We start from the raw sequence: 12,985 nt of genomic DNA on the forward strand, positions 1-12,985 counted from the left end.
GTGAGCACCCCTGATCCGCTGGGCACCGCCGACCTGCTGCCGCTGGCCGTCGCCATTCCGCTGCTCGGCGCCGCCGTGCTGGCCGTCGCCGGCCGCCGGCTGCCCCGCCCGGGCCGCGACGCGCTGGCCGCCGTCTGGGCCGCCGCCGACGTGGCCTGCCTGGCCCTGTTGTGGGCGCGGACCGCACCGGACGGCCGGGCGGTGTCCTGGCTCGGCGGCTGGACCCCGCGCGGCGGCCACAGCGTCGGCATCGTGCTGGTCGCCGACCGCCTCGGCACCGGCCTCGCCCTGCTCGTGGCCGTGCTCGTCCTCGCGGTGGTCTGCTACGCCTGGCGCTACTTCGACGAGCCCTCCGGTGAACACGGCGGGGTCTTCCCCGCCCTGCTGCTGCTCTTCGAGGCCGGGATGTGCGGCTTCGCGCTCACCGGGGACCTCTTCGACGCCTTCGTCTTCTTCGAGCTGATGGGCGCCGTCGCCTACGCGCTGACCGGCTACCGGATCGAGGACCCGCGTCCGCTGCACGGCGCGCTCGCCTTCGGGCTGGTCAACTCGGCCGCCGCGTACCTCTCGCTGCTCGGCATCGGCCTGCTCTACGCCCGGACCGGCGAACTCGGCCTCGCCCAGATCGGCGCCGCGCTGGACCAGCGCGCCGCCGCGGGGCACGGCCGGGACGCCCTGGTCGTCGTCGCGTTCGTCCTGGTCCTGGCCGGTCCGCTGGTGAAGGCCGCGTCGGCGCCCTTCCACTTCTGGCTGCCGGACGCCCACGCGGTGGCGCCCAGCCCGGTGTGCATGCTGCTGTCCGGGGTGATGGTCGAACTGGGCGTCTACGGGGTGGCGCGGATCCACCGCGTGGTCTTCGCCGGGGCGGGCGGCCTGCCCGACGCCGTGGTCCGCGACACCCTGCTCGCCGCGGGCGTGCTGACGGCGCTGGTCGGCGCCGTGATGTGCTGGCAGCAGCGCCACCTGAAGCGGATGCTCGCCTTCTCCACCGTCGGGCACGTCGGCCTGTTCCTGATCGGCGCCGCGCTGCTCGAACCGGCCGGGCTGACCGGCGCGGCCGTGTACGTGGCCGGCCACGCGGGCGCCAAGGCGGCGCTGTTCGGCCTCACCGGCGTGCTGCTCGACCGGTACGGCTCGGTCGACGAGCACGGGCTGCACGGCCGGGCCCGCGAACTCCGCCTCATCGGGCTGCTGTTCGTCCTCGGCGCGCTCGCCCTGGCCGGGCTACCGCCGTTCGGCACCGGGCTCGGCAAGGCCGTCACCGAGGAGGCCGCCGGGCACTGGGGCGGCTGGCTGCCGGTGGTCTTCGTCCTGGTCTCCGCACTCACCGGCGGCGCGGTGCTGCGCGCCGGACTGCGGGTCTTCGGCGGGCTCGGCGCCCCACCGTCCGAGCACCCCGAGGTGGCGGCGACCACCGGCGAGGGCGAGGAGCCGGAGATCCGCGAACCGGGCCGGCGACCGCCGGCACCGATGCTCCTCGTGCCGGCACTGCTGCTCGTCGGCTGCCTGGCCGTGGGCGTGGTGCCGGGCGTCGGACGGGCCCTGGCAGCCGCCGCGACGGCCTTCACCGACCGGGCCGGCTACCTCACCGAGACCCTCGGCGGGCCGGGCGGGCCGGCCCCGGCGGCTCCCGAGGCCTGGTGGACGGCCTCCGGCATCGGACTGGGCCTGCTCTCCACCCTGCTGGCCGTCGGTTTCGCCACCGCCGCCATCCGGCGCGACCCCAGGCGCGGCACCGGCGGGCTGTACCGGGCGACCGTCCTGCCGCTGCGCCGGCTGCACTCGGGACTGCTCGGCGACTACGTCGCCTGGCTGGCCGTGGGGCTGGCCGCGCTGCTGATCGCCCTCACGGCTCAGCTTTGAACGGCCCGTCGGAGTCCCGGAGTTGGCCGCGCCTGCCGGTCGACGGTGGTCATGCGGCGCCTCCCTTGCGCTCGTCCTCGTCCACGATCTCGGCGTCCACGACCTCCTCTCCTTCCTCGCCCTGGGTGCCGGTTGCGCCGCCGCCTGGTGCGCCGGGGGCGGTCTGGGCGTAGATGGCCTGGCCCAGTTTCTGGCTGACCTGGGCGACCTTGTCGCTCGCCGCGCGGATCGCGGCGGTGTCCTCGCCCTTGAGCTTGTCCTTCAGCTCCGCCAGGGCCGTCTCCACCTCGTTCTTCACGTCGGCCGGGACCTTGTCCTGGTTTTCGGTGAGGAACTTCTCGGTGCTGTAGAGGAGTTGCTCGCCCTGGTTGCGGGTCTCGGCGGCCTCCTTGCGGCGGCGGTCCTCCTCCGCATGCTGCTCGGCTTCCCGGATCATGCGGTCGATGTCGTCCTTGGGCAGCGAGGAGCCGCCGGTGACGGTCATCTTCTGCTCCCGGCCGGTGCCGAGGTCCTTCGCGCCGACGTGCATGATACCGTTGGCGTCGATGTCGAAGGTGACCTCGATCTGCGGCATCCCGCGCGGGGCCGGTGCGATGCCGGTCAGCTCGAACATGCCGAGCTTCTTGTTGTAGGCGGCGATCTCGCGCTCGCCCTGGTACACCTGCACGGTCACCGACGGCTGGTTGTCCTCGGCGGTCGTGAACACTTCCGAGCGCCTGGTCGGGATCGTGGTGTTGCGCTCGATCAGCCTGGTCATGATGCCACCCTTGGTCTCGATGCCCAGGGACAGCGGGGTGACGTCGAGCAGCAGGACGTCCTTGACCTCGCCCTTCAGCACACCCGCCTGCAAGGCCGCTCCGACGGCCACGACCTCGTCCGGGTTCACGCCCTTGTGCGGGTCCTTGCCGGTGAGCTTCTTCACCAGGTCGGTCACGGCCGGCATCCGGGTGGAGCCGCCGACCAGGATGACGTGGTCGACGTCCGAGACCTCGATCTTGGCGTCCTTGACGGCCTGGTGGAACGGGCCCTCGCAGCGCTCCAGCAGGTCGGCGGTCAGCTGCTGGAACTGGGCGCGGGTGAGCTTCTCGTCCAGGTGGAGCGCACCCTCGGCGGAGGCCGTGATGTAGGGCAGGTTGATCGTCGTCTCGGTCGCGGCGGACAGTTCGATCTTCGCCTTCTCGGCGGCCTCCCGGAGCCGCTGGGCGGCCATCTTGTCCTTGGACAGGTCGATGCCGTAGCCGTTCTTGAACTGCTTGACCAGGTGTTCGACGATCCGCTGGTCCCAGTCGTCACCGCCCAGGTGGGTGTCGCCGGAGGTGGCCTTCACCTCCACCACGCCCTCGCCGATCTCCAGCAGCGACACGTCGAAGGTGCCGCCACCGAGGTCGAAGACCAGCACCGTCTGGTCGTTCTCCTTGTCCAGGCCGTACGCGAGCGCGGCGGCGGTCGGCTCGTTGATGATCCGGGCCACCTTCAGGCCCGCGATCTCGCCGGCTTCCTTGGTCGCGGTGCGCTGGGAGTCGTTGAAGTACGCAGGCACGGTGATCACCGCGTCCGCCACGTCCTCACCCAGGTACGCCTCGGCGTCGCGCTTCAGCTTCTGCAGGACCCGGGCCGAGATCTCCTGCGCGGTGTAGCGCTTGCCGTTCACGTCCCCTTTCTCCGGGAACCGCCAGCCACTCTCGCCCATGTGCCGCTTCACCGAACGCGCGGTGCGGTCCACATTGGTCACGGCCTGCCGCTTGGCGACCTCGCCGACCAGCACCTCGCCGCCCTTGCCGAAGGCCACCACCGACGGGGTGGTCCGGGCGCCCTCGGCGTTGGCGATGACGGCCGGCTCGCCGCCCTCCAGCACGCAGACCACCGAGTTCGTCGTTCCCAGGTCGATACCGACTGCGCGTGTCATTGCCGGGCCTCCTCTTCTGCTCACCCCTTCCACCTTGCCTCAGTGGGAGGAATGAAACTTGAGCCTCATAGACTCAAGAATAAGTCGATGGCTGCGGCTGGAGGAAATCTGTACGCATAGTCGCCGGTGAGTGGACAGCGGCCGTCCTTCAATGGCGTGGCGCTGTGGTCCGGCCGGGCAGGGCGACCGGTGGGACGTAGTCGCCCAGGAGAGTGCGGTGCCACCACGCGCCGGTGGCACGCAGATCGCGCCACTCGGTGAAGCGGTAGCGGTAGAGGCGGGCGCGGACGTAGGTGGGAGGGTCCTCCCGGAACGGGTTGGTGCCGATCAGCCGGAGGACCTCGGTGTTGTTGTCGAGGAGTGCGGCCAGCAGCCGCGGGAACCACGGTTCCGCATAAGCCGGTGAGATGGCGGCGAACCACATCTGCCAGTCCAGTCGCAGGTGGTACGGCGCGATCTGGGAAGGCCGGTAGCGCACGTCGCCCGGTTTTCCTTTGAAGGCGTACTCCTTCCACACCGTTGTGGCTCCGATCTCCCGGTCGTCGGTGCCCTCGACGACGATCTCGTAGCGGGCTCTGCCGATGGATCCGAAGGCGCCGTAGGTGTTGACCAGGTGCAGGGGGTTGAAGGACGCGTTCATGATCTGGCGGCGGGAGACCAGGTTCCGGGCCGGCCAGTAGCTGAGCGCCACGAGCAGTACGGCGGCGGCCATCACAAGTCCCTCGTACCAGGTCGGCGGGCTCGAGAAGTGGTGGGCCGCGGGCAGGCCGAGGGTGCGGGAAGTGGCGCCGGTGCCGAGGACGGACAGGGCCAGCACGACGGCGAGCCAGTTGAGCCAGGCGAAGTTGCCGGAGGCGATGAGCCACAACTGGGTGACGATCATGAAGACGGCGGCGGCGCTCGCCGCAGGCTGAGGGGCGAAGAGCGCGAACGGTGCCAGCAACTGCGCGAGGTGGTTGGCGGCGGCCTCCACTCGGTGGACGGGTTTGGGCAGGTGGTGGAAGAACCAGCTGAGCGGTCCCGGCATGGGCTGGGTCTCGTGGTGGTAGTAGAGGCAGGTCAGATCGCGCCAGCAGGAATCGCCGCGCAGCTTGATCAGCCCGGCACCGACCTCCAGGCGGAAGAGCAGCCAGCGCAGCAGCCACAGCACCAGGATCGGCGGGGCGACGTCCGCGTTGCCGAGGAAGATCGCGAGGAAGCCGGTCTCCGCCAGCAACGATTCCCACATGTAGGCGAACCACGTCTGGCCGACATTGACGATCGACAGATACGCCGCCCACGTGGCCAGCCACATGAGGATGGACGCCCACAGCGGCACGGCGTCCCCCGCGCCCGCCGCCAGGGCGGCCGACAGGGCCACGCCCGTCCAGATCACGGCGGCGAGGAAGCGGTCCGAGCAGTGCAGGTGGAAGACGCTGGGTGCGTTCACGAACCGGACGCGCGCCACGAACGCCGATGCGGGAAGCAGACCGCGCTCCCCGATGAGTCCGCGGAACTGAGCGGCCACACTGAGGAACGCCACGAAGTAGACCACCGCGAGACCCCGCTGGAACAGCAGCCTGCCCAGCCAGTAGTCCGCGTCGGAAAACCACTCCACGACGCCCTCCTCGCCGCAGTCGACACGCTCTCGTACGGCACCTAACCGTCCATGCGCCCCCAGCACTTCCTCGCAGCGGGTCTGGGCCATCCACCACCACGAGTTGAAGCAGGCCGTAGGCAGCCAATCCGACCTCGACCGCGGTACGGGCCAGCTCGTTCACCACCCCGGCGGTTTCTAGGCGGCGGTGGGGGCGAGGTCGGCGCGGCCGAACAGGAGCGCGTAGCCGCGGGGCAGGTGGGCGAGGAGGCGGTCGGTGAGCCGGTCGTCGCCGAGGGATTCGAGGGCGGCCAGGACGGAGGAGACGTCCCAGCGGGCACCGGCGAGGCTGGTGTCCAGGGCTCGGGCGGCGGCTTCGACGAAGGCGGGCGCGGCGACGGGTTGGGGCAGGGGGATCTGCGCGGCGAAGACTGCGCGGGCCCGCTCAGGGAGCGCGGCGGCCAACTCGCAGCGTTCCTCGCCGGCGAGCTGGGAGCCGAGGACGGCCAGGACGGTGTCGAGGACGCGTTCGGCTTCCTCGTCGCTGGGGTAGCGGCCGAGCATGCGGACCTGCTGGATCAGGCGGCGGTGCCGGGTCATGACGATGGCCTTCCGGGACGGACCGCCGCCGCGTGGGCGGCGGCACGAAAGCGGGTCAGGGTCGGTGGCCGGGGTGAGGTCGGCCGAACAGGACGTCGTAGCCGGGCGGCAGCTGGAACAGGACGGCCTCCATGAGCTCGTCGCCGGCGGCGTCGGCCACCGTGGACAGGACGGCGCCGATGTCCCACACGGCGGTCTTCTCGGTGGCACCGTCGATCCAGGCGGCGGTGGCGCGCACGAACCGTTCGGGACTGAGCGGTTCGGCGGCCTGCAAGGGGTTCAACAGGATCAGGGCGAAGGTCTCGGGCAGACGGGCCGCGAGCTTCGCGCGCACGTCGCCGATCAAGTGGGCGCCGAGCAGGGCCAGCACGACGCGGGCCGCGCGGTCGGCATCCCGGGGCGTGTCATACTCGCCGCGTTCCTGGACCTGGTCCAAGAACGCCTCCCATCGAATCGTCACCGCGCATTCCTCCCTTCGTCCCGGCACGCTGCCGGGTACGGGTGTGCGGGGACCGGTCAGGGGCTGGCGGCCAGGCGGCGGCTGAGGCCGGTGAGCTTGAGCAGCCTGGCCACGGGCCTGCCTACGCCGCGCAGGACGAGCCGCCCGCCGTACTGGTCGGCCTGGTTACGGGCCTGGACGAGGACGCGCAGGCCCGAGCAGTCCATGAACGTCACCTCCGACAGGTCGAGCACCACCTCCCGGTGCGCCTCGAGCGCGGCGGCCAGCCGGTGGCGAAGCCGCGGCGCGGTGGCGAGGTCGATCTCACCACCGGCCCTCACCACGAACGGTGCCGACCGCCCGTCGCGCACGGCGTCGTCGGCCGGTACTGCCCGGGCCGCACCGGGGGGATGCGGGGGCGTTCCGTGCCGCCCGCTCGGGTGCGGGCGGCACGGAACGGCACAGGGATGCGGTCAGGCCTTGATCTCCTTGCGGTCGCCGGTCTGGCTGATGGCGATCTTGCGGGGCTTGGCCTTCTCCGCAACCGGGATCTTCAGGGTCAGCACGCCGGCGTCGTAGTCGGCGGTGATCCCCTCGGGGTCGAGCGTGTCGGAGAGCATGACCTGCCGGGAGAACACGCCGAGCGGACGCTCGGACATCTCCCACTTCGCGTCCTCGCCCTCATGACGCGGACGGCGCTCGGCCTTGACGGTCAGCATGTTCCGCTCGACATCGATGTCGATCGCGTCCGGGTCCACCCCGGGCAGGTCGAAGCAGATCACGTACTCGTCGCCGGCGCGGTAGGCGTCCAGCGGCATCGGCGTCGGACGGGACCAGGTGCCGGTCGTGCCGAAGAACTGCTGGGTCAGCCGGTCCAGCTCGCGGAACGGGTCGGTGCGCATCAGCATCGCGAAACACCTCCACTGGTTGTTGGGTGCCAGTGCGCTTCACCTGAATCTGTTCTAACATGTCATCCATCCGATGACAAATTCGCCAGTCGCCAAGGAAGTGACAACGATGCGAGAGCGGCCCGAGGCCCCCGTCACCGGCGGCGGACCGCCGACGGGCCCGGCGTCCCTCCTCGCCGCCGCCGCGGCGCTCGCCGCCATGGACGAGGCCGTCCGCACCGCGCAGGACACCGGGGCAGCGACCCCGCCCGCCTCTCAAGCCGGCCCCGAGCAGGCACTGGCCGCCCTGCTCCTGCTGCGAGAGCTGCGCACCGAGCTCGCCGGCTGGGAGGCCCCGCTGGTGGAGGCCGCCCGCGCCGCCGGCGCCACGTGGGCCGACCTCGCCCAGCCCATGGGCGTCGCCAGCCGCCAGCCCGCCGAGAACCGCTACCTGCGCCTCAAACCCTCAACCGGCCCAGCCGCACCCACCGGCGCCGGACGGGTCAAGGCCGTACGCGACCGCCGCGCCGCAGAGCGCGCCGTCACCGATTGGGCCCGCACCAACGCAGCCGACCTGCGCCAGCTCGCCGCCCAGGTCACCGCCCTGACCGACCTCGCCCCGGCCGCCCGTCCCGCCCTCGACCGCCTCCACACCGCGCTCGGCACCCCGGACGCCGCCGAACTCCTCACACCCCTCGCCGCCGTCCGCCCCCACCTCGCAGCCCGTCATCCCCGCCTTGCCCACCGCCTCGACGACCTCGCCCAACACACCGACCAACTGCGCCATGACAGCGACCATCGGCGCGCCTGACCCCCTGGCCGCCGCCGAGAAGCGCTGGCAGCGGATCGAGGACCAGCTCGCGGCGGTCGGGCACCGGATGCGGACCGACAGCGACGCCGCCATCGCCTCGATCGACGACTGCCTCGCGCGCCTGGACGCCCTACGCGAAGCCCTCCGCACTCCTGGGCGCGGCCGCCGCCCGGTCAGCTGACCGGGCGGCGGCGCATGGTCGGCCTGCAAGACCCCCATTCGGGGCATCTTGACAGGCGCCTGCCACGGTTCTATGCAGGTCGATGAGGAGGTTCTGCCGTAGGCCGGGTTCGCCCGGCCGGGCACGGGCGACCGGGCAAGCCGAGGAGGTGGGCTGCCATGACCGTTGCGCGACCGTGGCGGGATCACTACGCGGTGCTGGGAGTCGAGCCCTCGGCGTCCGCGCAGCAGATCACCTCGGCCTATCGGGCTCAGGTCCGCCTGCTGCACCCGGATTCCCGCCCAGCCAGGTCTGCCGAGGCCGGATCGGTCGAGCGGCTCGTCGACGTGATAGCCGCGTACGAGGTTCTGCACGACCCCGGGCTGCGCGCCGCCTATGACGCCGAGCGCGGCGGGGGCCGGCTGCATTCGGGGGCCGACGAGGCTGCTGGTCGTGCGGCCGCGGTGGTGCGGGTTGCGGTGCGTGTGGTCCCGGCAACCGGCAACGCGCCCGCAGCCACAGTGGCTGTCCGGCTCGGCGGCAAGAGCGGGTGGCCGTCCGACCCCGCAGTGTGGGTGGGGCCGGTGCGGGTCGAACCGTGCGCCCGCTCCACGCCGCTGAGCCTCTGGGAGTGGATGAACCGGTTGTGGGAGGTGGACCCTTGGCTGTGAACGACAGCGAGTTCCGCACCGCCATCGGGCGCGGGTAGGCGCCGGCGGCCGCACTGGTTGAGCCTGCGGATCTCCTCGGCCGCCGAGAGTGGCTTTCTCGGGCTCTGGCACCGCCCTGGTGGCTCCCTCGACGGCCCGGACAGGGGCTGTGAAATCCTCGCGGGGCTTCCCCGTGTGCTCAGGAGGCGTTCGCGGCTCGGCCGAAGAGGCGGCCGCCGAGGTCCACGCCGACCACCGCGCCGGCGGAGTCGCGGGTGAAGAAGCCGCGCTGGCCCTTCAGCCCGCCCTCGGTGATGAGGTACTCGTCGGCGTCGCCCGGGAGGAAGCCCATGGTCGCGGCAGGGTAGTCGGCCGGCATGTCGACGTCCGAGGCGGCGCGGATCTCCGGCTTGATCCCGACGGCCAGGGTGAGCCGGGTGCCGTCGGTGAGGATGTCGAGGTTCATGACGTCGCTTTCGTAGCGGCCGGCCACCTCCCGTGCCCGCTGCTCGTCGTGGGCGATCGGCTCCGGGTCGCGCTCGGCGAGCCCCAGGCAGTGTTCGAGGGCCCAGCGGGTGACGGCCTGGGTGAGGACGTAGCCGTCCGGGCCTGCGGCCAGGGCGACCACGGCGAAGTTCCGCTCCGGCACGATGACCAGGTCGGCGAACTGGCCGTTGCCCGAGCCGCCGTGGCCGATCGTGCGGACGCCGTTCACCTCGCGCAGGAACCAGCCGATGCCGAAGCCGTCGCCGAGCGAGCTGCCGCGCAGCTCGACCGTCCGCTCCCGCATGCCGTGCAGGGTCCCGGCGGGCAGCAGGCCGTCCCCGCCGCCGAGCTGGAAGCGGGCCCAGGCCAGCAGGTCGCTCACCGAGGAGACGATGCCGCCGCCGGGGTTGTTGCCGCGCGCACCGGCCTGGTACGACTTCCACGGCCGGGCGGCCCGCAGCGTCCCGTCCCCGTCGCGGTTGTAGCCCACGGCGAACTTGCGGACCATCACCTCGTCCAGGTCGAAGAAAGTGTTCGACAGTCCGATCGGCTCCAGCAGCAGCGCGGCCACGGCCTGCTCGTAGCTCTGGCCGGTGACGTTCTCGATGATCCGCCCGACCAGGTTGTAGCCGGCCTGGCTGTACGAGGCCCGGGTGCCGGGCGGTGCGACCAGCGGGAGCTCGGCCAGCTTTCCGACGAAACCGGCCAGCGTGCCGTCCTCGTCGCCGGGGTCGATCAGGTTCCAGTCCAGTCCGGCGGTGTGGTTGAGCAGGTTCAGCACAGTGATCTGCTCGGCCGCCTGTTCGTCGGCGAGCCTGAGCTCGGGCACGTACCGGCGCACCGGCGCGTCCAGGTCGACCCTGCCCTCCGCGACCAGGCGCATCAGCGCGGTCGCCGTGAACGTCTTGCTGACCGAGCCGAGGTGGAACAGCGTGCGCTCGTCCACCGGCAGCGGGTGGTCGATGCTGGTCACGCCGTGGGACGCGAAGACCTCCTGACCGTTCACCAGCACTCCGACGGCGACACCCGGGATGCCGAGCCCCTCGGCCGTCGCCGCGACGAACTCGGACAGCTGCTTCTGCGACATGGTTTGTCCCCCTGTGGGCACTTGAACTAAGTACAGGAAGACCGTAAGCCGCTGGTTGAACTAAGTGCAAGAGGTTTCATGAACTAAGTTCAACTAAGCTGACGCCATGCCACGACAGACCATGACCGCCGACCAGATCGTCCGCGCCGCGATCGAGCTGCTGGACGAGGAGGGCCTGGACGGCCTCAACATGCGCAGCCTTGGCACCCGACTCGGCTCGGCCGCCACAGCCATCTACTGGCACATCAAGACCAAGGACGAGCTGGTCCGCCGGGCCGCAGACGCGGTCTGGGCGGAGGTCGAGCTGCCCGAGCTCGGCACCACCGGCTGGCGGGCTGCCGCCACCGCCATGGCCACCGGCATGCACGCGATGCTCACCCGGCACCCGTGGCTCGGGCAGGCCTTCGGCAGCCACCTGCTGTACGGCCGGGGCAAGGCCCGGCTGGACGACTACAGCCTCGCCGTCTACGAGCAGGCCGGATTCACCGGCCCAGAGGCGGACCAGGCCGCCGCCACGGTGTTCGTCTTCGTGCTCGGCAGCGCCCTCGGGCCCGCCGCACAGGTCTCGCTCACCCGACGGCTGAGCCGCAGCGGCGAGAACGCCGAGCAGCAGCTCGCCGGCACCATCGCCCGGAGCACCGAGATTGCCATGGATTTCCCCCGTCTACGCGAGCGGGTCGGCACCACCGACTACGCCGCCGCACCCGACAGCAGCTTCGAGTTCGGCCTGCGGGCCATCCTGGACGGCTTCGCAAGCCGGCTTGCCGCCGGCGGATAGCGGACGATGGCGCCCAACGGAGTCGACGGTCCTTTTGGGGCACCGGGCCGCTGGGGCCGCGTCACCACGCCGCGGACCAGCACACCCGTAGACGGCGGTTCCCCCGGCGATGGCGCTGCCTGGCGCCCAGGCCGGTTGGTCGCGTCGCGGGACGCCCTGTCGCACCGGCCCGGATCGTTGGCGCTCCGCTGTGGAACCCTCCCGATACACCACCGTCGCTGCGGCCCTACTGCTGGTGTGGGCCGGTTCGGCGGCCGGGCGGCGGCGGGCGGGTTAGACGACGTCGAAGTTCGCCATCATCGCCATGTCCTCGTGTTCGAGGTTGTGGCAGTGCAGCATGTACCGGCCCCGGTACCCGCGGAAGCGGACCAGGACCTCGACCACCTCGTAGGGGCGGACGTCGACGGTGTCCTTCCAGCCCGCATCCGTGGCGGCCCGTGGTTTGCCGCCACGCGTGAGGACCTGGAACTGGGCGAGGTGCAGGTGGACGGGGTGGTGGAAGTCGCTGCTCAGGCGCCAGAGTTCGACGGTGTCCAGGCGCGGGGTGGCCCAGGTGTCGGTGGTGGTGAACGGGCGGCCGTTGATCGTCCACATCGCCTGATCGTCGCCGGCCTCGGTGCGGCGGAAGTCGAAGTGCCTCACCGCCACCGCCTGGTCGCGCCCGAGCGGCTGGGCCGGGGCGGCGAGACGGGTCGGGACCGCGCTGTCGTCCTTCGCCTGGCGCGTGACACGGAACTGCAGCACCTGGCGCATCTGGCCCTCGCCGATGGTGTTCACCAGGGTGACGGTGCTGCCCGGCGGGAACCGGCCGAAGTCGACGACGACGTCGAACCTCTCGGCCGGCGCCAGGGTGATCGCCTCGTGGGCGACCGGGCGCTCCAGCAGCCCCGCGTCGCTGCCGATCTGGACCAGCGGGCCGCCGGGTCGGCCGTCGGCCTCCAGGGCCAGCCGGTATCGGCGGGCGTTGGCAGCGTTCAGCAGGCGGAAGCGGTAACGGACGGCGGCGACCTCCAGGACGGGCCAGGGCGCGCCGTTGACGAGCTGGACGTCGCCGAGCACGCCCGCCGCGTAGGCCCCCTGGACCCCGGGGATGCCGGTGCAGGAGTCGTCCAGGGCGGGGTAGACGAGGGCGCCGTCGGCGGCGAAGGAGCGGTCGCAGATCATCAGGGGTATGTCGCGCTCTCCGCTCGGCAGCGGCAGTGCCTGCTCCTGCTCGTCGTGGACGAGGAAGAACCCGGCCAGGCCGCGCCAGACCTGCGGGCCGGAGAAGTCCATCCGGTGGTCGTGGTACCAGAGCGTGGCGGCCTGCTGGTCGAGCGGGTACTCGTACGTCTTCTCGCCCTCGCGCAACTGCCAGTCACCGGGGGCGACGTGGTCACCGTGTGAGGCGGCCGGTGTCCAGCGGCCGCCGGCCGGGCGGGCGGGGTTGCCGCAGCCGACGGGCAGCAGCAAGTCGGTGGGGTAGCCGTCGGACTCGGGGGCGGTGATGCCGCCGTGCAGGTGGGTGGAGGTCGGCACCGGCAGCCGGTTGCGCACCCGCACCGACACCGGCCGGCCCCGGCGCCCGACGAAGGTCGAACCGGGGAAACCGCCGTCATAGCCCCAGATGGTGGTCTTCAGCAGAAGGCAGACCTCGACCAGCTCACGAAGGCGGAGCTGTACCAGCAGGCCCCCCAGCTCGACACCCGGCACCGCTCCACGATGAACCGCGACCAGCTCCAGGACGCGCTCCACCGGCATGC

General features: G+C 71.7%; 13 protein-coding genes. 5 read left to right on the plus strand and 8 right to left on the minus strand.

All coding sequences use genetic code 11. The features are described from left to right. Positions 1–1,863, plus strand: a complete 1,863-nt coding sequence (locus O1G21_RS00805) for a complex I subunit 5 family protein (protein ID WP_270139834.1) — start codon at positions 1–3, stop codon at positions 1,861–1,863. A gap of 49 nt (positions 1,864–1,912) precedes the next feature. Here the strand turns inward: O1G21_RS00805 and dnaK are convergent, their stop codons facing one another. The 6 genes from dnaK to O1G21_RS00835 all read right to left on the minus strand — a co-directional run bounded on the left by dnaK (position 1,913) and on the right by O1G21_RS00835 (position 7,292). Continuing rightward, entirely contained in the window at positions 1,913–3,769 is a 1,857-nt protein-coding gene (dnaK, locus tag O1G21_RS00810; RefSeq protein ID WP_270139835.1) for a molecular chaperone DnaK, read from the minus strand. Positions 3,770–3,917: 148 nt separating this feature from the next. Continuing rightward, positions 3,918–5,366, minus strand: a complete 1,449-nt coding sequence (locus tag O1G21_RS00815; RefSeq protein ID WP_270139837.1) for a lipase maturation factor family protein — start codon at positions 5,364–5,366, stop codon at positions 3,918–3,920. A 177-nt stretch (positions 5,367–5,543) separates the two neighbouring features. After that, on the minus strand, positions 5,544–5,945 hold the full coding sequence (locus O1G21_RS00820; protein ID WP_270139839.1) for a DUF2267 domain-containing protein: 402 nt from the start codon (positions 5,943–5,945) through the stop codon (positions 5,544–5,546). Positions 5,946–6,000: 55 nt separating this feature from the next. Further along, on the minus strand, positions 6,001–6,405 hold the full coding sequence (locus tag O1G21_RS00825; protein ID WP_270139841.1) for a DUF2267 domain-containing protein: 405 nt from the start codon (positions 6,403–6,405) through the stop codon (positions 6,001–6,003). A 56-nt stretch (positions 6,406–6,461) separates the two neighbouring features. Beyond that, positions 6,462–6,725, minus strand: coding sequence for an STAS domain-containing protein (locus tag O1G21_RS00830; RefSeq protein WP_270139843.1), 264 nt, complete (start codon positions 6,723–6,725; stop codon positions 6,462–6,464). A gap of 132 nt (positions 6,726–6,857) precedes the next feature. After that, positions 6,858–7,292 carry an Hsp20/alpha crystallin family protein gene (locus O1G21_RS00835; RefSeq protein ID WP_270139845.1) on the minus strand — a complete coding sequence of 145 codons (435 nt, stop codon included), beginning with the start codon at positions 7,290–7,292 and terminating at the stop codon, positions 6,858–6,860. A 109-nt stretch (positions 7,293–7,401) separates the two neighbouring features. On the opposite strand from O1G21_RS00835, the gene O1G21_RS00840 reads away from it, so the two are divergent. The 3 genes from O1G21_RS00840 to O1G21_RS00850 all read left to right on the plus strand — a co-directional run bounded on the left by O1G21_RS00840 (position 7,402) and on the right by O1G21_RS00850 (position 8,913). After that, entirely contained in the window at positions 7,402–8,082 is a 681-nt protein-coding gene (locus tag O1G21_RS00840) for a type III effector protein (protein WP_270139847.1), read from the plus strand. Further along, positions 8,057–8,263, plus strand: a complete 207-nt coding sequence (locus O1G21_RS00845) for a hypothetical protein (RefSeq protein WP_270139849.1) — start codon at positions 8,057–8,059, stop codon at positions 8,261–8,263. Before O1G21_RS00840 ends, O1G21_RS00845 begins: the two co-directional genes overlap by 26 nt. Before the next feature lie 158 nt (positions 8,264–8,421). Next, positions 8,422–8,913, plus strand: coding sequence for a J domain-containing protein (locus O1G21_RS00850; RefSeq protein ID WP_270139851.1), 492 nt, complete (start codon positions 8,422–8,424; stop codon positions 8,911–8,913). 178 nt (positions 8,914–9,091) lie between these two features. Here O1G21_RS00850 and O1G21_RS00855 read toward each other — a convergent pair whose 3' ends face one another. After that, positions 9,092–10,465, minus strand: a complete 1,374-nt coding sequence (locus O1G21_RS00855; protein WP_270139853.1) for a serine hydrolase domain-containing protein — start codon at positions 10,463–10,465, stop codon at positions 9,092–9,094. A gap of 106 nt (positions 10,466–10,571) precedes the next feature. Here O1G21_RS00855 and O1G21_RS00860 point away from each other — a divergent pair, with 106 nt between their 5' ends. Beyond that, entirely contained in the window at positions 10,572–11,243 is a 672-nt protein-coding gene (locus O1G21_RS00860; protein ID WP_270139855.1) for a TetR/AcrR family transcriptional regulator C-terminal domain-containing protein, read from the plus strand. A gap of 273 nt (positions 11,244–11,516) precedes the next feature. On the opposite strand, the gene O1G21_RS00865 is transcribed toward O1G21_RS00860, so the two are convergent. Further along, a complete protein-coding gene (locus O1G21_RS00865) occupies positions 11,517–12,983 on the minus strand; it encodes a multicopper oxidase family protein (RefSeq protein WP_270139857.1) in 1,467 nt (488 codons plus the stop codon). Positions 12,984–12,985: the final 2 nt, after the last annotated feature.

Source organism: Kitasatospora cathayae (genome assembly GCF_027627435.1).
GTDB classification, from domain to species: Bacteria; Actinomycetota; Actinomycetes; order Streptomycetales; family Streptomycetaceae; genus Kitasatospora; species Kitasatospora cathayae.

Bases quoted from the DNA above. Each gene is read 5' to 3' on its own strand.
- dnaK (WP_270139835.1), bottom strand. From the start codon at position 3,769: ATGACACGCGCAGTCGGTATCGACCTGGGAACGACGAACTCGGTGGTC.
- O1G21_RS00820 (WP_270139839.1), bottom strand. From the start codon at position 5,945: ATGACCCGGCACCGCCGCCTGATCCAGCAGGTCCGCATGCTCGGCCGC.
- O1G21_RS00835 (WP_270139845.1), bottom strand. From the start codon at position 7,292: ATGCTGATGCGCACCGACCCGTTCCGCGAGCTGGACCGGCTGACCCAG.
- O1G21_RS00840 (WP_270139847.1), top strand. From the start codon at position 7,402: ATGCGAGAGCGGCCCGAGGCCCCCGTCACCGGCGGCGGACCGCCGACG.
- O1G21_RS00845 (WP_270139849.1), top strand. From the start codon at position 8,057: ATGACAGCGACCATCGGCGCGCCTGACCCCCTGGCCGCCGCCGAGAAG.
- O1G21_RS00850 (WP_270139851.1), top strand. From the start codon at position 8,422: ATGACCGTTGCGCGACCGTGGCGGGATCACTACGCGGTGCTGGGAGTC.
- O1G21_RS00855 (WP_270139853.1), bottom strand. From the start codon at position 10,465: ATGTCGCAGAAGCAGCTGTCCGAGTTCGTCGCGGCGACGGCCGAGGGG.
- O1G21_RS00860 (WP_270139855.1), top strand. From the start codon at position 10,572: ATGCCACGACAGACCATGACCGCCGACCAGATCGTCCGCGCCGCGATC.
- O1G21_RS00865 (WP_270139857.1), bottom strand. From the start codon at position 12,983: ATGCCGGTGGAGCGCGTCCTGGAGCTGGTCGCGGTTCATCGTGGAGCG.